The sequence below is a fragment of the Methylobacterium sp. Leaf91 genome (assembly GCF_001422815.1).
Classification (GTDB): domain Bacteria; phylum Pseudomonadota; class Alphaproteobacteria; order Rhizobiales; family Beijerinckiaceae; genus Methylobacterium.
The window spans coordinates 19,425-41,759 of the sequence record NZ_LMMP01000014.1 but is presented as its reverse complement, the minus strand read 5'-3'; the positions used below and the strand labels follow the sequence as shown (position 1 = coordinate 41,759).

Below are 22,335 nucleotides of genomic sequence, written 5' to 3'. Positions count from 1 at the left end.
ACGTCAGGCCTCGCCTTCGTCCGGAGCCGCCTCGCTCACGAGATGCGGCAGGTGCTCCTGGTGCCAGAGGCGCAGGCGGGTGAGCGCCGGATGGGCGAGATTGCGGGCGAGATAGCCCTCGATCCGCGGCAGATGCGCCAGATAGGCCGGCTTGCCGTCCCGTTTGTCGAGGCGGGCGAAGATGCCGAGGATCTTGGTGGCGCGCTGCGCCGCCATCACCGCATAGGCTCGCGCGAAGCCCTGCATGTCGAAATCGGGCTCGCGGTTGCGCCGCTCGCGCACATAGAGGCCGAGCAGGCGCAGCTCGAAATCCGCCGTGGCGTCGACGCGGGCGTCCTGCAGCAGAGAGGCGAGATCGTAGGCCGGGTGGCCGAGGACGGCATCCTGGAAGTCGATGACGCCGATGCGCTCCAGCCCCTCGCGGTCGGGCAGCCAGATCAGGTTCGGCGAATGATAGTCGCGCAGGGTCCAGGTCGGACGCTCCGGCTCGACCCCGCGCAGGACCTCGGCCCAGAGCGCCACGAATTCGGAGCGGGCGGGCGTGGGCAGCGAGGCACCCCGCACCGACGGGCAGTACCAGTCCGGTAGGAGTTCGGTCTCGAACAGCAGGGCTTCGAGATCATAGGGCGGCAGGACGTGGTCGATGCCGTCGGCGACGGGGAGAACCCCGGGAAGCTCGGTGGCATGGAGCTTGGCCAGGAGGCGCACCGCCTCGGCGTAACGCTCGGGGCGCGGCCCGTTGGCATCCACCACCGGCTCCGAGCCGAGATCTTCGATGATGAGCAGGCCCTCGTCGAGATCCTCGCCATAGATGCGGGGCGCCGAGAAGCCGAGGGCGCGAAGGCCACGGTCGACGCCGACGAAGGCGTGGACGCTCTCGGCGAGCTTGACGATGGCGCTGTAGGGCTTGCCGTTGCGCACCGGCGGGCCATCGGGCCGGGCCGGGGAAATCATCAGCACGGCCTTGGTCCCGTCCGGCTTCACCAGACGCTCATAGAGCCGGGAGGACGCATCACCCTGCATGAGAATGCGTTCCGCCTCGTCCCAGCCGCTGCGGTCGAGCAAAGCGCGCAGGGCGCGGGCGCGCTTCATGCGGGCGCGCATCTCGCCCTGGCCGTCGATGCGGGCCAAACGCGAGCCCTCGCCGAATTCCGGCCGCAGCGACAGGTCCACGGTCAGGATCGGGCCATCGCGCTGACCGAGGCGCTCGGGCCATTCCACCAGGGTGATCGCCGTATCGGTCATCTCGTCGAAGCCGAGCTCCACTAACTCGTCCGGACCGCGCAAGCGATAGAGGTCCGCATGGACGATCTGCCGGCCATTCTTCGCTTCGTAAGGCTGGATCAGGGTGAAGGTCGGGCTCGGCACTTCGAGTTCCGGATCGCCCGTGAGTTCGCGGATCAACGCCCGCGCCAGGGTGGTCTTGCCGCCACCGAGCCCCCCGGACAGCGCGACGATGTCGCCCGGCTGCAGGAATTCGGCGAGGAAGCGGCCGAGATCCTCCGTCGCGCCCTCGTCGGGGAGGACAAAGGCCCAGGCGGGTTTGGTCTCGCGCCGGGTCTCGCCCGAACCGTCCTCACTCACCGCCACATCCTCCGTCCGCGCCATTCGCTAGACCGCCTCGACGCCGGACCATGGAATGGCCGGGACGCAAGGCGGGCTGCTCATCTAACGCGGGCATCCTTAAACAAAATCGTCACGTACCCTAAGGGGTGCGACGCGTCCGGGCCAGCGGCGCAATCCGCGCGGCCGCGTTTTTACGAGGGATGACGCGGATGCGGCTACTCCGCCGCCGCGCGCTTGGGCTCCGGATTGTCCACGGGAAACGTGCAGGTCACGCGGGTGCCGCCGCCGGGCTTGGAGGCGAGCTCCACCCGGCCGCCGTGGAGCTCGACGAAGGAGCGCACGATGGAGAGGCCGAGGCCGACTCCGCGATGACGGGTTCCCAGCGTACGGCTCTCGAACCGGTCGAACACCCGCGCGGCGACGTCTTCCGGCATCCCGCGGCCCTCGTCGCGCACGGTGAGCGTGAGTTCCGACTCAGTCCGGCGGGCGGTGACCCGAACCAGTTGGCCGGGGGAGGAGAAACCGACGGCGTTCGAGAGCAGGTTGAACAGAATCTGCCGCACGCGCTTTCCGTCGGCGACGAAACTGCCGATGTCGTCGGGCATGTCGAGATCGAGGCTGATGGCGGATTCGGCGAGGCGATCCTCCAGGCCGCGAGTGGCCGCCTCTACGGTCGCCCGGACATCGATGACTTCGCGGGCGAGTTCGAGCGAGCCGGCATCGATCGAGGCGAGATCGAGAATGTCGTTGATCATCACGAGCAACGCACCCGACGAGCGCATGATGTGGTCGGAATACTCGCGCTGGCGCTCGTTGAGCGCGCCCACGGTCTCGTCGCCGAGAAGTTGGGTAAAGCCGATGATGTTGGTGAGCGGCGAACGCAGCTCGTAGGAGACGTGGTGGACGAAGGTGTCGCGGAGCTGAGAGGCCCGTTCCAAAGCATCGTTCTTGTCGGTCAGTGCCCGTTCCACGTTCACGCTGGCCGTGACGTCGATGAGCGTGAGCAGCGTCGCTCCCTCCGGCAGGGGCTGTGCGGCGCAATCCAGCACCGTGCCATCCACGATCTCCAGACGACAGGTGAGGCCCGCCCGGCTCTCGAGGCCAGTGATGGCGCCACGGATGTCGAGCCAGGGCTCCTCGTCCGGCGAGAGCCTCCGGCAGACCTCGATCACCGCATCCACGCGCGGACGCTCGCCAAGGGTCTCCTGATCCAGGCGCCACAATGTCGAGAAGGCGCGATTGGCGAAAGTCAGGCGTCCGTCCGCGCCGAACACCGCCACCGGTTCTTTCAGCGTGTCCAGCGTCTCGGCCTGGACACGCATCAGGGCGTTGTAGCGGGATTCGAGCTTCACGTTCTCGGAGACGTCGTCGAACAGGTAGGTCAGGCCACCTTGCGGGTTCGGGTCGGCGACGACGCGCAGCGAACGTCCGTCCGGCGGATGCCACCAGGTCTCACTGGCTTCGACGGCGCGGTAGGCAGCGAGCACGTCGGCCTTCCAGGCTCTGAAATCCGCCTGTTCGGGAAGCTTCCGGGCTGCCCGCAGATGGTCGAGGATCTCGCCGTCGAGGGGGCCGGAATCGAGGAACGCCTGATCGAGGCTCCAGAGTTGGCGATAGGCGGCGTTGTGGAAGATCAGTCGCTGGCGCGCATCGAACATCGCCACGGCGGTGGGGAGCTGGTCGAGGGTGCGGACATTGGCGTCCATCTGGCGCTGCAGGTCGGCGCGGACGCTCTCCAATTCGGAGACATCCACGGCGATTCCGACGCGGCCTGAATCGATGGCGGCCTCGGTGACGTCGAGGATGCGGCGCCCGCCGGCCACCACCGCGGAGAGTCGCTTTGCCGCCCTGCCCCCGGACGCTGTGCGGTCGCCTTCACCGCGGGCGATGAGATCCCGCGCCTGACGGTCGAGCAATTCAATCCCCTCGGCGACCGCCGCCTCGCGGCTGCCGGCTTCGACGGCGGCGACATAAGCGGTGTTGACCCAGGCGAGGCCGCCGTCTCGGTTGCGCCGCCAGACCGGCTGGGGAATCGCGTCGAGCAGGTTCGCGAGGGCGGAGAGACCGCGCTTGGTCTCGTCGAGCGTTTCGCGCAATTCGGCGAGTTCGCGATGCTCCTCGGTGGTCTCGCGCAGGCGCAGCAGGGCGCGACCGGCCAGGGCCTGCCCGTGCGCGTCGACGATCCGTCCGGATTGGGCGCGGACGGTCATGCGGAATCCTGCGCCGCGTTCGCGCAGAGCGTCGAGAGACGCTTCGATGGCGCCCGCATCCGCCGGCAGAAGCCATGTTCCGAAAGCCAGGATCAGCCCGGCGGGACCCGGTTTCACGCGGTTGCCGTCGAAGGCGAGGGTGAGGTCGCCCTCGATGACGGGCTCGCCACGCCCCGACCACGTGACGATGACCTGCCGCTCGGCACCGAGCAGCATCTCGGCCCGGTCTTCGGAGCTGCGCAGGGTGTCGAGATCGGCGATGAGTTCGCGCTCACGCCGGGTCCAGCGTCCGCGCTCGCGCAGGTGCAGCAGGGACAGGATGGTCGCGAAGATGATGAGGCCGATGAGGATCGCGAGGCCGGTGGCATTGTGCATGTGCAAGGGTAGGCCGATCACCCACGAGGATTGGTCGCCGACATAGCCGGCTCCGAGCGTCGCGGCGGTGGGCGACGGCATGGCCGCGCCCTCGCCGGACGCCGCCATGGCGTGACCGGCCACCATGACGCCCGCCGCCACACCGGCAGCGACAGAGACGACGGCAGCGCCGACACGCCCGTTCAGGCGTGCCGTTTCATCGACCCTCATGACACGTACCGCCCCTACGAACCGTCGCTGAGGCGCAGTTGCGCCCATCCCGCCAGACGCCCGAAAGGCGGCTGCGGGGTTACCTCCAGATGAGGAATCACCCCACACTAGCGCGAGCCGGAATCCTGCCGGAAGAGGGTTAAGCTTATCTTCACCATGTCGCCGATCGGTTGCCCGGCCATCGGCGCAGAAAGGACACACTTGTGCCACGGGTGCGCCACGGCCGCCGCGGCGAAAAAAAAGCCCGGCACAAGGCCGGGCTTTCTTCGATGTCGCTCACAAGGGGCCGGCAGCGCCGGCTCCCGGAAGCGGTATCAGTAGCGGTAATGGTCGGGCTTGAACGGGCCGTTCTCGGAGACGCCGATATAGGCGGCCTGGTCGGGGCGGAGCTTCGAGAGCTTCACGCCGATCTTCTCGAGGTGGAGCATGGCGACCTTCTCGTCGAGGGCCTTCGGCAGGGTGTAGACTTGGCGTTCGTACTTGCCGGGGTTGGTCCAGAGCTCGATCTGGGCCAGCGTCTGATTCGTGAACGAGGCGGACATCACGAAGGACGGATGGCCCGTGGCGTTGCCGAGATTCACCAGGCGTCCCTCCGACAGGAGGATGATGCGGTGGCCGTCGGGGAAGGTGATCTCGTCCACCTGCGGCTTGATGTTCGACCATTGCATGTTCTTCAGGCCGGCGACCTGAATCTCGTTGTCGAAATGGCCAATGTTGCAGACAATCGCCCGGTCCTTCATCGCCCGCATGTGGTCGAGGGTGATGATGTCCTTGTTACCGGTCGCCGTCACGAAGATGTCGGCGCGGGGCGCGGCATCTTCCATCGTCACGACCTCATAGCCTTCCATGGCGGCCTGGAGGGCGCAGATTGGATCGACTTCCGAGACCAGCACGCGGCAGCCGGCATGGCGCAGCGAAGAGGCCGAGCCCTTGCCGACATCGCCGAAGCCCGCGACCATGGCGACCTTGCCGGCCATCATCACGTCGGTGCCGCGGCGGATACCGTCGACCAGCGATTCGCGACAGCCGTAGAGATTGTCGAACTTCGACTTGGTGACGGCGTCGTTCACGTTGATCGCCGGGAAGAGCAGCTTGCCCTCCTTGGCGAGATTGTAGAGGCGGTGCACGCCCGTGGTGGTCTCTTCCGAGACGCCCTTGATCGAATCGGCGAGGCCGGCGAACCAGCCCTTGGGCTTCTCGGCGAGCTTTTTCTTCAGGAGCGCGAAGAAGATCTCTTCCTCTTCCGACTCGGGCTTGTCGAGGAAGGCGGTGTCGCCGTTCTCGGCGCGGAGGCCGAGATGCACGAACATCGTAGCATCGCCGCCATCGTCGAGGATCATGTTCGGCATCGAGCCGTCATGCCAGTCGAACAGCTTGGAGGTGTAATCCCAGTACTCGGTGAGCGTCTCGCCCTTGATGGCGAAGACCGGGATGCCAGCGGCCGCGATGGCGGCGGCGGCATGGTCCTGCGTCGAGTAGATGTTGCACGAGACCCAGCGGATGTCGGCGCCGAGCGCCTTCAGGGTCTCGATCAGCACGGCCGTCTGGATCGTCATGTGCAGCGAGCCGGCGATCTTCGCGCCCTTCAGCGGCTGCGACGGACCGTATTCTTCGCGCGTCGCCATCAGGCCCGGCATCTCGGTCTCGGCGATGGAAATTTCCTTGCGGCCGTAATCGGCCAGACCGATGTCCTTGACGATGTAATCCTGGGCCATGGGGTCGCTTCTCCGTCTCTCGCTTCGTTATGGCGAGGCCTATAGCAGGCGAACCGGCGCGAAGCAATCAAGACATAAAGATGTCTTTATACGTGTTCCAGGCTACGCCGGTTTGGGATTGGGATAGCGGGATGGGAAGGAAAGAGCGGATGGGACGCTTCACCGACGAGATGCGCGCGCGCCTGCCGGCCGGCTTCACGCTGCCGCCGGAGATCGCCTCGCTGTTCGACTGGATCGAGGAGCGGGGCCTTCTGCACGAAAGCCAGCGTGTGCCCGGCGACAGGTTCGGGACGCTTCAGCCGCTGGAGGCGCCTTACCGCGGCGCGGTCGTTCTGTTCCGAGTCGAGCGTGAGGACGAGGCCCGCTCCTATGCCGAGGGCTGGTTCGGAAACCCGGACACTGCCGCGCGCCTGATCCCCTTCGCCCGGACCGGCGCGGACGGTTCCTACGCGGCCTTCTGGCTCGATGACGACGGATATCAGCGCATCGTCCATCTCGGTTCCGAGGGAGATGGGCTCTGCGTGCTCGGACGGACCCCGCTCGATTTCCTGCGGCTTCTGGCCATCGGGCACAACGAGTTGGGGACCGGACTCGCGCATCCCAAGGCGGAGCCAGAGGACGAACCGGATTACGAGATGGAGGCCGACAATCCTCCCTTCCGGGATTGGCTGACGACGACCTACGGCGTGACGATCCCCAGGACGGTCTCGGAGATCGTGCCGACACCGCCGGACAGTTTCGCCAAGGCGAGCGACGACCCGTTCTGGCAATGGGTTCGCCGATTGCAGGAAGCCAGGGACGGGGCCGCCCCGCCCAGCCCCTGATTCGTCCTGAGGCCTGCCTCATCTCAGGCCGCCTGACGGGGCTCCTCCACGAGTTCGTCGGCGGGGCCGAAGAACTCGAACCGCACTCGCTCGGCCGGAACGCCGTGCCGGGCGAGGCCGTGGACGAGGGAGGCGAGGAACGGCTTAGGGCCGCACAGATAGTAGGTCGCCTCGGTGAGCGGAGTCTCCCGTGCCAGCCAATCCGCCGTGATCAGGCCGTCGGCATCGTAATCGATGCCCTGGCGGTCTCCGTCCTCCGGCACGGCGTAGAACGTCCGGACCCCGATGTTCGGCGCTCGGGCCGCCAGGCCACGGACATGCTCGCGCATCACATGGAAACGCCCGCTGATGGAGCCGTGGACGTACCAGACCGGCCGGTCGGCCCCTGTTTCGACCAGCGTTTCCAGCATGCTCAGCATCGGCGTGAGGCCGACACCGCCGCTGACGAGGACGACAGGCGTTTTGGTCGAACGGTCGAGGAAGAAATCGCCGGCGGGGGGCGCGAGGCGCAGGGCAGTGCCCGGCTTTGCCTCTGCATGCAGCCAGTTGGAGACGATCCCCGCCGGTTCGCCCGGCCGCTCTTCACGCTTGACCGTGATGCGGTAGGCCCGCTCGTTCGGCGCACAGGAGATCGAGTAGTTGCGCTTGAGCACGCCCTGCCCGGGTAGGTCGATGAGCATGCCGAGATACTGGCCGGGCTCGTGACGCAGGACCGGCCCGCCATCGCGCGGCACCAGCACGAAGGACCGGATCGTCTCGCTTTCCTCAGTCACCGATTCGACGACGAAGTCGCGCCATCCGTTCCAGCCGCCGGGCTTGTGTGCGAGGTCGCGCGCGATCTCCGCCTCGCGGCCGATCAGGATATTCGCCAGGAACCAGTAGGCCTCCCCCCATGCGGCGCAGATCTCCGCCGTGGCGGCATCGCCGAGCACGTCCTGGATCGCACCGAGGAGCGCATCCGCCACGAAGGGATAATGTTCCGGCAGGATGTTCAGGGCGACATGCTTCTGGGCGATCCGCTCGACCGCGCCACTCAGCGCGCCGAGATCGTCGATGTGGCGCGCATAGGCGAGCACCGCCAGGGCCAGCGCCTTCGGCTGCGAACCGGTCTCGCCGTGATGCGACTGGTTGAACAGGTCGCGCATCGCCTCGTCCCGGAACAGGCGCTCGTACATCCGCTTCGTGATGGTGAGCCCATGGGCTTCGAGGGCCGGAACGGTGGCCTTGATGAGGGCGATGGTGGCGGGCGTCAGGGGCTGGGACAAAGACAGGCTCCAAAGGTTCATTTCATATGAACCTTATCGCCGATGTGTTTTAGAAGATGCAAGCGGAATGTATCTTTAAAACCCTGTAGGAGGGTGGAATGCGCCTCACCCGCTACACCGACTACGCCCTGCGCACCTTGATCTATCTCGGGCTGAACGAGAGCCGGGTGAGTTCGATCGCCGAGATCGCGCGCGCCTACGGGATCTCGGAGAGCCATCTCACGAAGGTGGTGCATCAGCTCGGCCGGATCGGCCTCGTCCAGACCACGCGCGGTCGCGGCGGCGGCCTGCGGCTCGCCCGTCCCCCCGCCGAGATCGTGGTCGGCGCCGTGGTGCGGCAGACGGAAGAGGATCTGGCCCTCGTCGAATGCTTCGCGAACGGGGCCTGCGCGATCACCCCGTCCTGCCGCCTCCGGAAGGCGCTGGGCGAGGCCCTCGCCGCCTTCCTCGAGGTGCTGGACCGGTACACGCTGGCCGATCTTCTCGCGGAGGGCGCCGCGCCCGATCTCGCCTTCCTCCTCGGCCTGCCAGCGCCGGGCGTGATTGCGCCACCGACGATCGAAGCGACCGCGCCGGTCCCTCCTGAGCGCGGTCGATGAGCCTCAGCCCTCGTCGCGCAACTGCCGCCGGATGATCTTGCCCGAAGTCGTCATCGGCAGGGACTCGCGGAACGCGATCTCGCGCGGATATTCGTGCGCCGAGAGACGCGAGCGGACGAAGGCCCTGATCTCGTCGGCCAGGGCGTCGCTCGCGGCGATCCCTTCCCGCAGGACGATGAAGGCTTTGACGATTTCGGTGCGGAGCGGGTCCGGCTTGCCCACCGCCGCCGCGGAAGCGACAGCCGGATGGCGCAGGAGGCAATCCTCGATCTCCACCGGCCCGATGCGGTAGGCCGCCGAGGTGATGAGGTCGTCCTCGCGGCCGATGAAATGGACGTAGCCGTCCGCATCCCGCCGGGCGGTGTCCCCGGTGAGCATCCATTCCCCGCGAAACTTCGCGGCGGTCGCCTCCGGCTGGTTCCAGTAGCCGAGGAACATCACCGGGTCGGGCCGGGCGACGCATATCTCGCCGGGCTCGTCGATGGCCGTCTCGCTGCCGTCGGCGCGCTGGATCATCACCCGGTGGCCGGGCACCGGGCGGCCGGTGGAGCCGGCGCGCGCAATGCCGGCCGTCTTGCAGGAGGCGAGAACGAGGTTGCACTCGGTCTGGCCATAGGCCTCGCCGATGGTGAGGCCGAGTTCACTGCGGACCCATTCGAAGGTCTCGGGCCCCAGCGCCTCGCCGGCCGAGGCGATGTTGCGGAGCCGGGACAGATCGAAGCGTCCGCGCGGGTCGGGCACGCCGCGCAGCATCCGGAGGGCGGTGGGCGGCAGGAAGGTCGTGGTGATGCCGAGTTCGGCGATGAGCGCCAGGGCCGTCTCCGGCGCGAAGCGCGCGGTGGCCCGCGCCACCACCGGCACGCCGTGATGCAGGCTCGGCAGGACCGCGTTGAGGAGACCGCCCGCCCAGGCCCAATCGGACGGCGTCCACATCAGGTCGCCGGGTTTGGGGGGGAAGTCGTGCATCATGGCAAAGCCCGGCAGGTGGCCGAGAAGCACGCGATGGGCGTGGAGCGCCCCCTTGGCGAGGCCGGTCGTGCCGGACGTGTAGATCATCAGGGCCGGATCGTCGGCCCGGCTGTCGATGGCGGTGAAGCGGTCCTGAGCGCATGCGATCAGGTCGGCATAGGCGAGGGCTCCGCCGACGGCACCGTCGAGGCAGATGAGATGGGCCAGAGCCGGGAGGGCATGGCGGATGCCCTCGATCTTCGCCAATCCGGCCGCATCGGTGATGAGCGCGGCGGCGCCGGAATCCGACAGGCGGTATTCCAGCGCCTCCGGGCCGAACAGGCCCGCCAGCGGCAGGGCGATGGCGCCGAGCTTGTAGGCGGCGGCATGGGCGACCACGACGGCGGCCGATTGGGGCAGAAGCACACCGATGCGGTCGCCGGGGCGCAGGCCGAGCCCAACAAGGGCTTGCGCGAGGCGGTTCGACGCCTCGCGCAAGCCTCCGAATGTCGTCGTCGTCACCGCCCCCGAGGACGAGACGTCGTGGATCGCCGCGCGTCCCGGCTCGATCCCGGCCCAGCGGTCGCAGACATCGACGCCGATATTGAACCGCTCGGGGATGTCCCAGGCGAAGCCCGACACCAGGGCATCGTAATCGGAAGCCGGTTTCAGCACGGCGAAGACCTCACGCCGCAGTGGGTTTGAATCCGCCGGCGAACACGAAATCCGTGATCGGACGACGGCCGGTCGGGCTCTCCTTCGCCGTCTGCTCCTCCGTGAGATTGCCCGCTTCGATCATACGGCCGACGCCGTAGGCGGCCTCGACCCGATAGGTCTCCGGCACGTTCAGGGCCGTGATCGTACGCTCCCGGTCGAACCCGGTCATTCCGTGCGCGTGCCAGCCCTGGCGGATCGCCTGGAGCTGGAAGTTCGCGGATGCCGCGCCGGCATCGAGGGAATGGCTCCAGGACGGCTTGAGCTCGTCGCCGACCTTCATCTGCGTATTCGAGACCAGGATCACGATGGCCCCGGTGTCCTTCACCCATTTCTGGTTGCCGGGCACGATCAGGTCGAAGAAAACCTGCCAATCGGGCGTGTCGCGCAGGGCGTAGAGGAAGCGCCAGGGCTGCGAGTTATACGCGGACGGCGCCCATCGGGCGGCCTCGAACATCCGCAGCAGTTCCGATTCCGGCACGGCCTCGCCGGTGAAGGCGCGGGGCGAGCGACGCTCGACGAAGAGCGGATCGATCTCATGGTCGGTCTGACGAGGCGGCAAGGCTATCTCCGAACGTGACGACCCCACCTGGCGCCATCGGCCGGCAGGGGATTCCTAGCGAGATGCACGAGGTCGGGTGCAAAGCGCAAATGCCCCTTGCGCATCCGGCTTCCGGCAATGTGGAAATTTCCCCGGGATTGCATGCAAGATGGTTCGAATTTGAACGATCTTTTTCAAGGGGGTTCAGCACTGTTAGGGATCATAATGCGTATTGGCGTTTTTATCGACGTGACGATGCGACCGAACGGCAATGTCGAGGTTGAAGACGGTGCTGTCTGAGGCTTGGACGACAATGAATTCGGGGCGAACGACTTTGAGCCGTGGGCGGATCGCGTGAGTGAAAGACCGGTACGCCGGCTTAGTGCAGGCGGAACTTTGGCACCCGATCTTCCCGGTGCCGGCAAAGACATGCGCCTGCTCGGTGCTATCGATCGGCAGTTGCATGCCAGGACCCTCAAACTTGCCTTCGAATCCGAGCTCGAAGCACGTTTCGAGTACGACACGCGCGAGAAGCGCGTCCGGGACATCCGTTACACGATCGTCCTCGGCATGGTGGTCTTCCACGTCTACAACGTCGCGGGTTTCGTGACGACGCCGGACCTCGCCCTCCTCAATGTCGGGTTGCGGGTTCTGGCGATGACGCCGCTGGCTCTGCTGATCATCTGGGCGGTAGGGTGGGTCAGTGGTCCGGTCCGCGAAGCCATTGGCGGGATCGGCATGCTTGCGGCCACCGGTATCCCCATCCTGATCTTCTGGATGGGAACGGGTCCGCTGGTCTCGCTGACAACGGCGACGATCTGGCTCAGCGTCCTCTTCGCCAACATCACCCTACCGCTGCGGTTCTTCTGGGCCTGCTTCCTGTCGGGTATCACGGCCATCGCGGTGGCGGCGGGACTGTATCTGAAGCCGGACATCGCAGCGCCGGTGGGCGGCGTCCTCGGCCTAGACATGATGACGGGCATCCTCTTCAGCCTCGTCGCCACCTACAAGATCGAAGCCGCGAACCGGCGTGACTACTTGGTCAACCTGCGCGATAGCTTGCGCGCCAAGCGCCTGGCCGAGGACAACACGACCCTCGCCCATCTTTCCACCACCGATCCGCTTACCGGCATCGCCAATCGGCGCGCTTTCGCGCGCGAGCTCTCCGAGTTCTGGGAAGCGAGCCTCGGAGGCCGGCATTTCGCCGTGATGCTGATCGACGTCGATTATTTCAAGCTGTTCAACGACCATTACGGCCACGGCGCCGGCGATACGTGCCTGCGTGAGGTGTCCGCCCTGCTGGCGAAGACGGCTGCGGGGTCGGGTGCGTTCGTCAGCCGCTATGGTGGCGAGGAATTCGCAGTCCTGATGCACACCAGCGATCCCGACGAGGCCTATGGGGTCGCGGAACGGTTCCGCCGCAGCATCGCGGAGAAGGGCCTGATTCACGGAAACCGGAACGATCACCTCGGCTTCGTCAGCGTCAGCATCGGCGTGGCGACGAGCTGCGGCCCCGCCGCCACGGCCGTAGCGCTGGTCGAAGCGGCCGACATGGCTCTCTACGAGGCAAAAGGCACCGGCCGGAATCGAACCTGCCACAGCGGTAAGAACGGCAACGGCGAAGGAGGCCCGACGAGATACGTGGCAGCCGCGCAGTGGAGCGCCACCGATAAACAGCCGGTCGCCAAAACCGGCTGAGCGGCAAGCATCTCTGTCAGGGCTGAGGCAGCGGTCTCAGAGCGAGCCGACCGGAAATCCGTGCCGGTCCCGTCCCACGACAGGACGAGACCGGCGGGAACTGAGCGTGAGTTAATCGACGACCTTCGCCGTGGGACGGTCGTTGCCCTGAGCTGTTTCGTCGTGCCAGTCGCCCTTGCCGTCCTGGTAACGGATACCCTCGGTAGAGCCCGGCACCTGCTGTTCGGCAGCGGCGGCCTGGGCGGCCTGCAGCGCTTCGTCGTGGCTCGGGAAGGTCTCGGAGAAGACGTCGCCGACCTTGTAGGCGAAGCCGCCATCGTGCTCGACGATGCGATAGGTGATCTCGGACATGCTGGTTCCTCCTCGAGGCGCCGACGTTTTGGCGCCAAGTGCTTGGCATGGCGAACGGAGCGGGGCTGTCCCAGGTTCCGTCCCCAAGTTCCGTCCCCAGCTTCCGTCGCGACTCAGTGACGGGTGGCTGGAGCCTGCGTCATGCGAGAAACGGCCGCCTCGCAACCGGCGATCAACGAACCGCGCACATCGCCGGAATCGTAGCCGGCGCCATCGGGGAAGGCCATGATATGCGTGACGTCGTCCCCCTCACGGTGGATATGGCCGAGCCAGCCCTCGGCGACACGCTCGAAGCGCACCTCGAAACGCGCGCCGTCATGCTCGAATTCATGAGGGTCCATCTGTTTCTTCCTTTCGAGCCGCAGGAGGACGGCGCATCGGACGATGCCTCGCCGGATGTGGGAAGCCGGGCTATGGCGTCAAAGACCGACTGAAAAGGAAATCGGCGATGCGCCTGAACCTGACTGCAGCCTTCCTCCTGACGATCCTGGCCGGCCCATCGGCCTGGGCGCAATCCGGCGGAAGACTGTTCGGAAGCCCCGAGCGCGTACCGGCCAACCCCTTCGCGTCGAACTATCCGTCCGCGGCTCCTTCACGTTCCGATGGGGTCTACGAACGCTCGTCGCGCGGAGGCACGAGACGACAAGCGGCACGCCCGCGGCGGGTCGAGCCGCTTCGCCCGCCCCGCGACATCCCGCAATGATCTCGGGCCTCGGGCATCAGCTCTGGCTCAGCTCACCGGCGATGGCAGTGACGATGCGAGGATCGTTGGGTTCCACCGACGAGGGATAGGCGCCGACGAGGCCGCCATCGCGGCCGACGAGGTATTTGTGGAAGTTCCAGTTCGGCGTGGAACCGGGCTTCTCGGCGGCGGCCCAGCGATAGAACGGATGGGCCTGCGGCCCGCGCACATGGGTCTTGGCGGCGACGGGAAAGGTGACGCCGTGATTCCGGCGGGCCGCCTCGGCGATGGCAACGCCGTCGAGGGGCTCCTGATTGCCGAAATCCGGCGACGGCACGGCGATCACCGTCAGGCCGCGCCCGCCGAAGCGCGTCCACAGAGCCTGAAGCCCGGAGAACTGTCCGGCAAAGCCGCAGGCGGTGGCGGTGTTGACGATGAGGATCGGCTTGTCCGCGAAATCCTTGAGAGCGATCAGCCCGCCTTCCGGTTTCTCGAAGGCGAAGGCCCTCGCATTGCCCTCGCTGGTCGCGGCGCGCGCACCGGTTGCGATGACGCAGCCGAGAAGAAACAGGGCCTGTCGGCGAAGTAGGGTCATCGGGGGTCGCTCCCTGGGCGGACAGAGGCTGGAATCGGCCCGCTTTCGCCCTGACGGAAACTAGTCCGGCGATCCGGACTGTCCACTATCGGGTGCATCGCGGGTGGAACCTTTCGCAAGGGCTCAGCTTGAGCGAGGACCGAGTTCGACCACCGAACCCAGAGCGGAAAGACACGCCCCTATGCGCATCCTGTTGCTTGCAGCGACCCTCGCAACGCCCCTCGTCTTCGCTGGAGCGTCGATTGCCGGTGCTCAGACGGCGGATCCGCAGAATGCGGGCTCGGCTCCGGCTCCGGCGGCCCCCGCCACTCTCAACAACGACCTGCGTCCGACCTTCGTCGCCCAGGCGCCGTCCGACCGGGTCACCTCCAAGCTGATCGGCCTGACCATCCAGAACGGCGCCAACGAGACGATCGGCGAGATCGCCGACATCGTTCTCGACGAGAGCAGCACGATCAAAGCCTGGGTCGTCGGCGTCGGCGGATTCCTCGGCATCGGTACGAAATACGTGGCCGTGGATCCGAGCGCCCTGAAGCTCGCCCGAGTCGACGACAAGGCGATGAAGGCGACGATCGACACCAACAAGGACCAGCTCCGCGCCGCGCCGGAATATGTCTATCTCGGTCAGGCCAAGCCCAATTCCGGCGACACCAAGTCGACGGAGACGAGGGCGCCCGATGCCAAGCCGGCGGAAACCAAGACGGCTCCCTGACGCCAAAGGCACGCCGGCATAGCGTGCCTTGGAGCCGTGGCGATGTAACGAGAAGGGCGGCCGAGACAGTGATGTCTCGGCCGCCCTTCTCGTTACCCGATCGGAAGAACCTTGAAGATCAATCTCGGTTTCCGAGAGCCTCGCGCACGGTGCTGGCAACCGCGTCGTTTCTGACCTCGTTCGTCACGTAGACGTCGTCATGGCCGTCCTCGATCACCTCGGGCAGAGGGTCGCGCGGAGCTTCGTTGGCGAAGACGATCCGCAGGTCGGGCCGAAGGGCGCGCGCTTCAAGAACAAGCTTGGTCGAACACAACTCGCCCTTGAGGCTGATATCGGTGACGAGCACGTCGACCGGGAGGCCGAGGGCCAGAACCGTCATCGCATCGACGCCGGAATCGACGGTCGTGGCGGCGTATCCGGCACGCCGGATCTGCGATGCCACCTCGTCGCGCCAGTGCTTCTGTCGTCCAGCGATCAGAACCTGAACGCCGTAGGCTCCACCGGTGGAAGCCGTCGGTTCCATGGTCGAAACTCCTCGTTTCCGCCTGGGCGCGCCTGGATCGGCTCAAGCCAGTTCCAGCACGTATCTTCTGTGCGACGCGTCATCGTAGGACACGTTTGCACTGCAGGACAAGGCGTCCGCAGATGTCCGTTGCGTCGGATACAGGAAATCCCCGAGGAGCTTGACTGTTCCCTCGAAAGCGCCCGCCGGTGTTGACGTGGCGGCGGTGGGCGATGCAACACCGCCGCGCCGCCAGAGAATCGATAGCGGCGGATTGCCGGAGCCCGACCGACTGATGTCATCCGCCAAAACTCCCCCCGTCTCGCCCCTCGCACCGAAATCCGTGCCGGACCTGCCGCCCATCGCCGGCGTCGGCATCGCCACCGCGCAGGCGGGCATCCGCTATTCCGGGCGCACCGACGTGCTCTATCTGGCGTTGCAGCCGGGGACACAGGCGGCGGGCGTGTTCACCCGCTCGAAATGCCCCTCCGCACCGGTGGATTGGTGCCGCGAAGCCCTGGCGAGGGAAGGCGCCCGCGCCCTCATCGTCAATTCCGGCAATGCCAACGCCTTCACCGGAGCGCGTGGACGGGACGCCGTGGAACTCACCGCGAAGATCGGTGCCGAGGCGGCGGGATGCCGGCCCGACGAGGTCTTCATCGCCTCCACCGGCGTCATCGGCGAGCCCCTCGACGCGACCAAGTTCGAAGGTGTGCTGAGCGATTGCGCGGCCCGGACCGAGACCGGCCCAGCAGCCTGGGCGGCGGCGGCGCAGGCGATCATGACCACCGACACCTTCCCCAAGCTCGGCACGCGCACGGCGACGATCGACGGGACAACGGTGACGATCAACGGCATCGCCAAGGGCGCGGGCATGATCGCGCCCGACATGGCGACGATGCTGAGCTTCGTCTTCACCGACGCGGCCCTGCCGCAGGTCGTGCTACAGACCCTTTTGAGCGCCGGCACGCAGACGAGCTTCAACTGCGTGACGGTGGATGGCGACACCTCCACCTCCGACACGCTGATGCTGTTCGCCACCGGAGCCGCCGGCAACGCACCCGTGACCGATCCGGGCGACGCCCGCCTGTCGGGCTTCCGCGCGGCGCTGGACGATCTGCTCATCGAGCTGGCGCAGCTCGTCGCCAAGGATGGCGAGGGCGCGCGCAAGTTCGTCACCGTCAACGTGAAGGGCGCGACGAACGATGCCTCGGCCCACCGCATCGCCATGTCCATCGCCAATTCGCCCCTGGTGAAGACGGCCATTGCCGGCGAGGACGCCAATTGGGGCCGCGTCGTGATGGCGGTGGGCAAGGCAGGCGAGCCTGCCGACCGCGATCGCCTCGCGATCTGGTTCGGCGACGTCCGTGTCGCCCGCGAGGGCGCCCGCGACCCGGATTACAGCGAGGCGGCAGCGAGCGCCGTCATGCGCGAATCGGACGTCGCCGTGACGGTCGATCTCGGCCTGGGCAACGGCACGGCGCGGGTTTGGACCTGTGACCTGACCAAGGGCTATATCGAGATCAACGGGGATTACCGTTCATGAGCCGCTCGCCCGAGCGCGCTCCGCGCCGGTTCCGGATCGCCGTCGCATCCGTTCTGCTCGCCGCCCTGGCGCTTCCCGCATGGGCGGACGAGTACGACAAGCGTGAGAGCCGCATCGTCGTCACCGGCCGCGCCCGCGCCGAGACGCCACCGGATTTCGCCTCGGTGGAGATCGGGATCGAAGCCAGGGGCGCGACGCCCGCTGCCGCCCTCGACGGAGCGAGCAACGTCGCCCGCGCGCTCATCACGCTATCGGCCGGGTTCGGCGTCGGCGAGAGCGATATCGGCACGACGGCGGTCACCCTCACCCAGGCGACGCGGGAGGTACGCCAGCCCGACGGCAGCACCACCGAGAAGCCGGACGGCTACCGCGCCGCCAATAGCGTGCGGGTGCGCCTCTCGGATATGGGCAAGCTCGGCGAGCTGATGCGCAAAGCCCTCGATGCCGGCGCCAACCGGATCGAGGGCGTGGCGTTCGGACTGAAGGATCCGAATGCGGCGGAGGCCTCCGTGCAGGTAGCGGCCATGAAGGATGCGATGGCGCAGGCGGGACGCCTCGCCGAGGCCGCCGGTGTCAAGCTCGGACCGCCCCTGCTGATCCAGACGACGCCCCAGGGCGGCGGGATGCCGATGGCGATGGCGGCGGCCCCGATGCGGTCCAAACGCTCCGGCGTGCCGGTGCCGCTCGCGGCGGGCACGATCGAGACGAGTGCCGAGGTCTCGGCCAGCTTCGCGATCCTACCGTGACACAAGACTCCGCCGTGACGCCGCCTCCGTTCCGCATCCTCCTCGTGGTGGCGGTCGCCCTGGTGGATACTGATGGCCGCGTCCTCCTGGCCCAGCGCCCGGAGGGCAAGCAGCTCGCCGGTCTCTGGGAGTTCCCCGGCGGTAAGGTCGAGCCCGGCGAGCGGCCGGAGGAAACCCTGATCCGCGAATTGCGGGAGGAGATCGGGATCGAGGTGAAGGAGGCCTGCCTTGCTCCGCTGACCTTCGCGAGCCACGCCTATCCCGACTTTCATCTGCTGATGCCGCTCTATGTCTGCCGACGCTGGGAGGGCATGGCCCGTTCCATGGAGGGGCAGGCGCTGAAATGGGTGCGCCCGCGCGAACTCAAGGACCAGCCGATGCCCCCGGCCGATGCGCCGCTGATTCCGTTCCTGGTCGATCTCCTCGGACCTTGATGGCTGCACCCTGCCGCCACAGGTTGTCCGTCGGAGGCGGGAGACGGAAAGCATGGCGCGCAAGTCAGCAGTAAAGACGGCCCCCAAGCCGAGCGCGGTCGCGGCGGAGAAGCCGAAGCGCGTCACGCGCAAGACCACGCCGTCGCACGAGACCCTGGCGCCGCTGGGGCTCGACCGGTTGATCGGCCTCGTCCTCGACGAGACCGCGCGCAATCCCGCCTTCAAGAAGCTCGTCACCGCCGCGATCGCCGGATTGCAGGGCCCCGATGCCGTCGCCGCCCTAATCGACAGACGGTTGACCGCCCTCGAACGGGCCCACGGTTACATCGACTGGCAGAAACGGCGTAGCTTCGCCGCCGATCTCGACGCCACGATCTCCACCATCGTCTCGGAACTGGCTCCTCTCGACGTGGACGCCGCCCTGAATCGGTTGATCCGTTTCCTGGGCGGGGCGCAGGGCGTGCTGGAGCGCGTCGACGATTCCAGCGGTCAGGTGGTGGGCGTCTACGAACGGGCGACGCATGCCGCCGCCGATCTGGCGCTTCGGCTCCCTCCGGCCGAGGCCGCCCAATTGGCCGTGAGACTGGTGCCGCTCCTCGAGACGGACGGGTTCGGCATCCTCGATGCCCTGCTGCTCACGGTGGTGGAGGGCCTGCCCGATACGGCCTTGGAGCCGGTCGACGCGGCCCTTGCATCGGCGACGCCGCCGGAACCGAAGGCATCGGGCAAGCCGGCAACCCGCTCGGCCGCCTTCAGCACGCAGGGCTGGGACCGGAAGATGGAGCGCATGCGCCTGCTGCGGATGCGACAGGCCCTGGCCGACCGGCGCGGCGACGTCGAGGCTTTTATCGCCCTGGAGCAGGCGATCTCCCCCGACCATCCCAACACGATGGCCGTAGCGGAGCGTCTGCTCTCGGCGAACCGCGCCGCCGAGGCCCTCGACTGGATCGGACGGCCCCAGAAGCGCGGAATCGTCGTCGTCACCCGCGAGCAGATGCTGACGGGAAGCTTCGACCCGGACGCGCCCCAGCGTGAGCGGGCCTCCCTCGAAATCCGCATCCTCGACGCTCTCGGTCGCAGGGACGAGGCACAGGCAAAGCGCTGGGCCTGTTTCGAAGCCCGTCTCGACCGCGAGATGCTGCGCGACTACGTCGCCAAGCTTCCCGATTTCGAGGACGAAGAGGCACTGGAGCGCGCCTTCGACCATGCGGCCTCTCACGACGACCCCTACCGCGCCCTGCATTTCCTCGTGCATTGGCCAAAGCGCGACCGCGCCGCCCGCCTCGTCATCGACAGGGCCGCGACATGGGACGGCAACCGCTATGAGATCCTCGCTCCCGCGGCGGAGGCTCTGGAAGAGGCGAGCCCGAAGGCGGCCAGCCTGCTCTACCGCTGCATGATCGACGACATGCTGAGCAAGGGCCGCTCCAGCGCCTACGGTTACGGCGCACGCCACCTTCTGGCCCTCGATGCCCTGGCGCAGCGGCTCGAACCGGGCGACCTCACGCCGGACCACGCCGCCTATCGGGACGCCTTGCGCAAGGCACACGGGCGGAAATCCGCCTTCTGGGAGAAGGCCGGACAATCCCGCGTATGACGGAACTCAGCTCACCTCGATGGCGTCGACCCTGTCCGGATAGAAGGCGAGATGATCCTTGATTTCGGCGACGGCGGGAAACGGAGTCTCGTAGCTCCAGACCGCGTCGGCCCGAACCGTATCGCCGACCGTCAGCGTGTAGTAGCTGGCCTCGCCCTTGTAGGGGCAGTGGCTCCTGCGCGCCGAGCGGGTGAAATGCTCCCAGCGCGCATCGGCGCGGGGCAGGTAATAGACAGGCCCGTAAGCCGCCTCGCGGAGGACGAGAGCGGCTCCGGATTCCGCGATCAAGGTGCCGGCGAGGATGACGCGGACGCGCAGAGGGCTCGTCTCGATGGTGATGGGATGGTCCGGGCCGGGCTGTTTCATCGTCGTCTCCTCAGGAATCGCTGGTTGTGCCGGGCGTGATCTCGGGAACGCCTAGGGCGTCGGCGAGACGGGACTTGGCGCTGCCGGGCTTGAGCGGCTTCTGCTGGCTCTCATGCGGCGCCCAGCCGGAAAGCCACAGGATCTCGAACGTCGCCCTCAGGCGCCCGTCGGAATCGGCGAAGCGCTCGGCATAGATCGCGGCCATCCGCATGAGGGTGTCGCGGCGCAGGGGCGTGCGGCGGCGCTCGGTCAGTACGTTGGTGAGGCCCATGGCGCGCAGGTCGCGCATCAGGGCGAAGGGATCGGCGTAGCGCACGGTGATCGTGTCGACATCCGTCACCGGCAGGGCGAAGCCGGCGCGCTGGAGCAGGCTGCCCATCTCGCGCACCTCGGCGAAGGGCGCCACGCGCGGGCTGATTCCGCCTTCGATCTCGGCCTCGGCCTGCCCGAAGGACTGGCGCAACTCGGTGAGAGTGCGCCCGCCGAGAAGACAGCCGACGAACAGCCCGTCGGGCTTCAACACCCGCCGCAGCTGGGCCAGCGCACCCGGCAGATCGTTGACGTGCTGCAGGGCCAGCAGCGACAGGGCGAGATCGAAACGGGAAGCCGCCAGCGGCAGCGCTTCCGGATCGCCGACCATGAGGGCGAGACCATCGCCGGCCTCGGCCAGGGGCGCCACACGGGTGACGGCGCCGACGCGGCCGGAGCGCAGAAGATGGCGGGCGGGGGCGGAACTCGGCGTCCCGAGGTCGAGCACTTCGGGAAAAGGACGCAGCACCGCGGCGAGACGATCGTCGAGATCCTCGGCGAGTCGCGCCAACAGGAAATCGGCATAGCCCGCACGGATGGCGCGCGAGAGGCGGAGACGGGCAAGGGCCGTATCGAAGAGTGGCGGTGGGCTGGTCATCTCGCTCCTATAGCTGGCGCGAAAACGTGATCCTGCCAGCCGGAACGGGGCAGAGCGGCGGGAGGTTGGCGCATCATAACGGAAACCGGAGACCGGATTCATGATTCGACTTCTGACGGGAATCGCCTTGTCCACCCTCGCGACACTCTCGCTGAGTGGGGCCGCCGAAGCCAAGGGCTGCATCAAGGGCGCGCTCGTGGGCGGCGTCGCCGGCCATATGGCCGGACACGGCAAGATGGGGGCGGCAGCCGGCTGCGCCATCGGACACCACAGGGCCAACAAGAAGGACAAGCAGCAGAATCAGGGCCAGCAGCCCGCGGCACAGTAGGGCGCCGCTTTCCGGACGTCGCTTCGCCGGGACAATGTTGCGTAAGGTCTTCGCGAAGCAACGAAAAGGACCTAAGCACGCAGTATGGTGTCCGCCGCTCAGCTTCTCAGGCGGGGTGTCCGTTCGATATCGGCGGGCGCCCTCGGCCTGATCTACCCGCCGACCTGCGCCGGCTGCGGCGCCGCCACCGCCGACCCGCATGCTTTGTGCCCCCGCTGCTGGTCGAGCCTGCGCCTCATCGAACAGCCCTATTGCCCGCGCCTGGGCACGCCGTTTCCCGTCGATCTGGGGCTCGGCCCTCTCTTGTCCCCGCGCGCCATCGCCGATCCCCCCGTCTTCGGGCGGGCCAGGGCCGTCGCGCTCTACGACGATGTGGCGCGCGATCTCGTCCACCGCCTGAAATACGAGGACCGGCTCGATCTCGCCGCCCCCATGGCGCGGATGATGGCATCGGCAGGTGCCGAATTGCTGAGGGAGGCCGATTGCCTCATTCCCGTGCCGCTGCACTGGACCCGGCTGTGGCGCCGTCGTTTCAATCAGGCCGCCCTCCTCGGCCGTGGCATCGGCCGCATTGCGTCCCTACCCTGCGAGACCTCGCTTCTCACACGGGTGAAGGCGACGCGCTCGCAGGTCGGGCTCAGCCGCGCGGCGCGGGCGACGAATCTCCAGGGCGCGTTCCGGGTCCCCGCATCGGCGAAGCCCAGGCTCCAGGGGCGAAGGGTTCTGCTCATCGACGATGTCACCACCACCGGCTCCACCGCCAATGCCGCATCGCGGGTGCTCTTGCGGGGAGGAGCGGCTTCGGTGGACGTCCTCACCTTCGCCCTGGTCGCCGCGGAGGCAGGCTGAGCCAACAAACCGACCTCCGCCCTTGACAGCCGGGCTCCGCCACGGCCTCCCAACG

The 22,335-nt window shown here is 67.4% G+C and carries 24 protein-coding genes; 11 read left to right on the top strand and 13 right to left on the bottom strand.

The genetic code is table 11. The features are described from left to right. Positions 1-3: 3 nt before the first annotated feature. From tsaE to ahcY, 3 genes are all read right to left on the bottom strand, one after another. Complete coding sequence (gene tsaE / locus ASF32_RS13125; protein ID WP_156467804.1) at positions 4-1,608, bottom strand: tRNA (adenosine(37)-N6)-threonylcarbamoyltransferase complex ATPase subunit type 1 TsaE; 1,605 nt, start codon at positions 1,606-1,608, stop codon at positions 4-6. Between the two features lie 173 nt (positions 1,609-1,781). After that, the gene (locus ASF32_RS13120; protein WP_056429083.1) at positions 1,782-4,361 is read right to left on the bottom strand and encodes a PAS domain-containing sensor histidine kinase; all 2,580 of its coding nucleotides are present in this window, start codon (positions 4,359-4,361) and stop codon (positions 1,782-1,784) included. Positions 4,362-4,675: 314 nt separating this feature from the next. Continuing rightward, a complete protein-coding gene (ahcY, locus tag ASF32_RS13115; protein ID WP_018042100.1) occupies positions 4,676-6,076 on the bottom strand; it encodes an adenosylhomocysteinase in 1,401 nt (466 codons plus the stop codon). A gap of 149 nt (positions 6,077-6,225) precedes the next feature. Between ahcY and ASF32_RS13110 the strand changes: the two genes are divergently transcribed. Further along, a complete protein-coding gene (locus ASF32_RS13110) occupies positions 6,226-6,900 on the top strand; it encodes a hypothetical protein (protein ID WP_056429080.1) in 675 nt (224 codons plus the stop codon). A 23-nt stretch (positions 6,901-6,923) separates the two neighbouring features. Here the strand turns inward: ASF32_RS13110 and hmpA are convergent, their stop codons facing one another. After that, on the bottom strand, positions 6,924-8,165 hold the full coding sequence (hmpA, locus tag ASF32_RS13105) for an NO-inducible flavohemoprotein (RefSeq protein WP_156467803.1): 1,242 nt from the start codon (positions 8,163-8,165) through the stop codon (positions 6,924-6,926). Between the two features lie 98 nt (positions 8,166-8,263). On the opposite strand from hmpA, the gene ASF32_RS13100 reads away from it, so the two are divergent. Then, the gene (locus ASF32_RS13100) at positions 8,264-8,764 is read left to right on the top strand and encodes an Rrf2 family transcriptional regulator (RefSeq protein WP_056429073.1); all 501 of its coding nucleotides are present in this window, start codon (positions 8,264-8,266) and stop codon (positions 8,762-8,764) included. Positions 8,765-8,767: 3 nt separating this feature from the next. Here ASF32_RS13100 and ASF32_RS13095 read toward each other — a convergent pair whose 3' ends face one another. The 3 genes from ASF32_RS13095 to ASF32_RS25775 all read right to left on the bottom strand — a co-directional run bounded on the left by ASF32_RS13095 (position 8,768) and on the right by ASF32_RS25775 (position 11,432). Next, on the bottom strand, positions 8,768-10,387 hold the full coding sequence (locus ASF32_RS13095) for an AMP-binding protein (RefSeq protein ID WP_056429069.1): 1,620 nt from the start codon (positions 10,385-10,387) through the stop codon (positions 8,768-8,770). A gap of 10 nt (positions 10,388-10,397) precedes the next feature. Continuing rightward, positions 10,398-10,994 (bottom strand): nitroreductase family protein, encoded by a 597-nt coding sequence (locus ASF32_RS13090; RefSeq protein WP_056429132.1) that lies wholly within the window; start codon positions 10,992-10,994, stop codon positions 10,398-10,400. Positions 10,995-11,180: 186 nt separating this feature from the next. After that, positions 11,181-11,432 (bottom strand): hypothetical protein, encoded by a 252-nt coding sequence (locus ASF32_RS25775; RefSeq protein ID WP_162239906.1) that lies wholly within the window; start codon positions 11,430-11,432, stop codon positions 11,181-11,183. Between ASF32_RS25775 and ASF32_RS13085 the strand changes: the two genes are divergently transcribed. Then, the gene (locus ASF32_RS13085; RefSeq protein WP_244478084.1) at positions 11,427-12,665 is read left to right on the top strand and encodes a GGDEF domain-containing protein; all 1,239 of its coding nucleotides are present in this window, start codon (positions 11,427-11,429) and stop codon (positions 12,663-12,665) included. The genes ASF32_RS25775 and ASF32_RS13085 overlap by 6 nt on opposite strands. A 111-nt stretch (positions 12,666-12,776) precedes the next feature. Here ASF32_RS13085 and ASF32_RS13080 read toward each other — a convergent pair whose 3' ends face one another. Next, a complete protein-coding gene (locus ASF32_RS13080) occupies positions 12,777-13,016 on the bottom strand; it encodes a hypothetical protein (RefSeq protein ID WP_018042095.1) in 240 nt (79 codons plus the stop codon). Positions 13,017-13,129: 113 nt separating this feature from the next. Beyond that, positions 13,130-13,357: a hypothetical protein gene (locus ASF32_RS13075; RefSeq protein ID WP_056429065.1), complete on the bottom strand. Its 228-nt coding sequence runs from the start codon at positions 13,355-13,357 to the stop codon at positions 13,130-13,132. Between the two features lie 107 nt (positions 13,358-13,464). Here ASF32_RS13075 and ASF32_RS13070 point away from each other — a divergent pair, with 107 nt between their 5' ends. Next, positions 13,465-13,719: a hypothetical protein gene (locus tag ASF32_RS13070; protein ID WP_056429061.1), complete on the top strand. Its 255-nt coding sequence runs from the start codon at positions 13,465-13,467 to the stop codon at positions 13,717-13,719. Positions 13,720-13,735: 16 nt separating this feature from the next. Here the strand turns inward: ASF32_RS13070 and ASF32_RS13065 are convergent, their stop codons facing one another. After that, positions 13,736-14,293 carry a glutathione peroxidase gene (locus ASF32_RS13065; RefSeq protein ID WP_056429058.1) on the bottom strand — a complete coding sequence of 186 codons (558 nt, stop codon included), beginning with the start codon at positions 14,291-14,293 and terminating at the stop codon, positions 13,736-13,738. Positions 14,294-14,474: 181 nt separating this feature from the next. On the opposite strand from ASF32_RS13065, the gene ASF32_RS13060 reads away from it, so the two are divergent. Next, positions 14,475-15,005 carry a PRC-barrel domain-containing protein gene (locus ASF32_RS13060; protein ID WP_056429055.1) on the top strand — a complete coding sequence of 177 codons (531 nt, stop codon included), beginning with the start codon at positions 14,475-14,477 and terminating at the stop codon, positions 15,003-15,005. A 118-nt stretch (positions 15,006-15,123) separates the two neighbouring features. On the opposite strand, the gene ASF32_RS13055 is transcribed toward ASF32_RS13060, so the two are convergent. Beyond that, positions 15,124-15,528: a hypothetical protein gene (locus ASF32_RS13055; protein WP_056429052.1), complete on the bottom strand. Its 405-nt coding sequence runs from the start codon at positions 15,526-15,528 to the stop codon at positions 15,124-15,126. A gap of 274 nt (positions 15,529-15,802) precedes the next feature. Here ASF32_RS13055 and argJ point away from each other — a divergent pair, with 274 nt between their 5' ends. From argJ to ASF32_RS13035, 4 genes are read left to right on the top strand one after another with little or no spacing between them, the layout of a single operon-like run. Continuing rightward, a complete protein-coding gene (argJ, locus tag ASF32_RS13050; protein WP_056429049.1) occupies positions 15,803-17,053 on the top strand; it encodes a bifunctional glutamate N-acetyltransferase/amino-acid acetyltransferase ArgJ in 1,251 nt (416 codons plus the stop codon). After that, positions 17,050-17,799, top strand: coding sequence for an SIMPL domain-containing protein (locus ASF32_RS13045; RefSeq protein ID WP_056429046.1), 750 nt, complete (start codon positions 17,050-17,052; stop codon positions 17,797-17,799). The genes argJ and ASF32_RS13045 overlap by 4 nt, the downstream gene beginning before the upstream one ends. Beyond that, the gene (mutT, locus tag ASF32_RS13040; RefSeq protein WP_244478083.1) at positions 17,796-18,233 is read left to right on the top strand and encodes an 8-oxo-dGTP diphosphatase MutT; all 438 of its coding nucleotides are present in this window, start codon (positions 17,796-17,798) and stop codon (positions 18,231-18,233) included. Before ASF32_RS13045 ends, mutT begins: the two co-directional genes overlap by 4 nt. A gap of 52 nt (positions 18,234-18,285) precedes the next feature. Continuing rightward, positions 18,286-19,830: a DUF6880 family protein gene (locus ASF32_RS13035; RefSeq protein WP_056429043.1), complete on the top strand. Its 1,545-nt coding sequence runs from the start codon at positions 18,286-18,288 to the stop codon at positions 19,828-19,830. A gap of 6 nt (positions 19,831-19,836) precedes the next feature. Here the strand turns inward: ASF32_RS13035 and ASF32_RS13030 are convergent, their stop codons facing one another. After that, the gene (locus tag ASF32_RS13030) at positions 19,837-20,196 is read right to left on the bottom strand and encodes a DUF427 domain-containing protein (RefSeq protein ID WP_056429040.1); all 360 of its coding nucleotides are present in this window, start codon (positions 20,194-20,196) and stop codon (positions 19,837-19,839) included. A 10-nt stretch (positions 20,197-20,206) separates the two neighbouring features. Further along, the gene (locus tag ASF32_RS13025) at positions 20,207-21,103 is read right to left on the bottom strand and encodes a methyltransferase domain-containing protein (RefSeq protein WP_056429036.1); all 897 of its coding nucleotides are present in this window, start codon (positions 21,101-21,103) and stop codon (positions 20,207-20,209) included. 100 nt (positions 21,104-21,203) lie between these two features. Between ASF32_RS13025 and ASF32_RS13020 the strand changes: the two genes are divergently transcribed. Further along, the gene (locus ASF32_RS13020; protein WP_056429032.1) at positions 21,204-21,431 is read left to right on the top strand and encodes a hypothetical protein; all 228 of its coding nucleotides are present in this window, start codon (positions 21,204-21,206) and stop codon (positions 21,429-21,431) included. 84 nt (positions 21,432-21,515) lie between these two features. Then, positions 21,516-22,280: a ComF family protein gene (locus ASF32_RS13015; RefSeq protein ID WP_056429028.1), complete on the top strand. Its 765-nt coding sequence runs from the start codon at positions 21,516-21,518 to the stop codon at positions 22,278-22,280. Positions 22,281-22,335 lie beyond the last annotated feature (55 nt).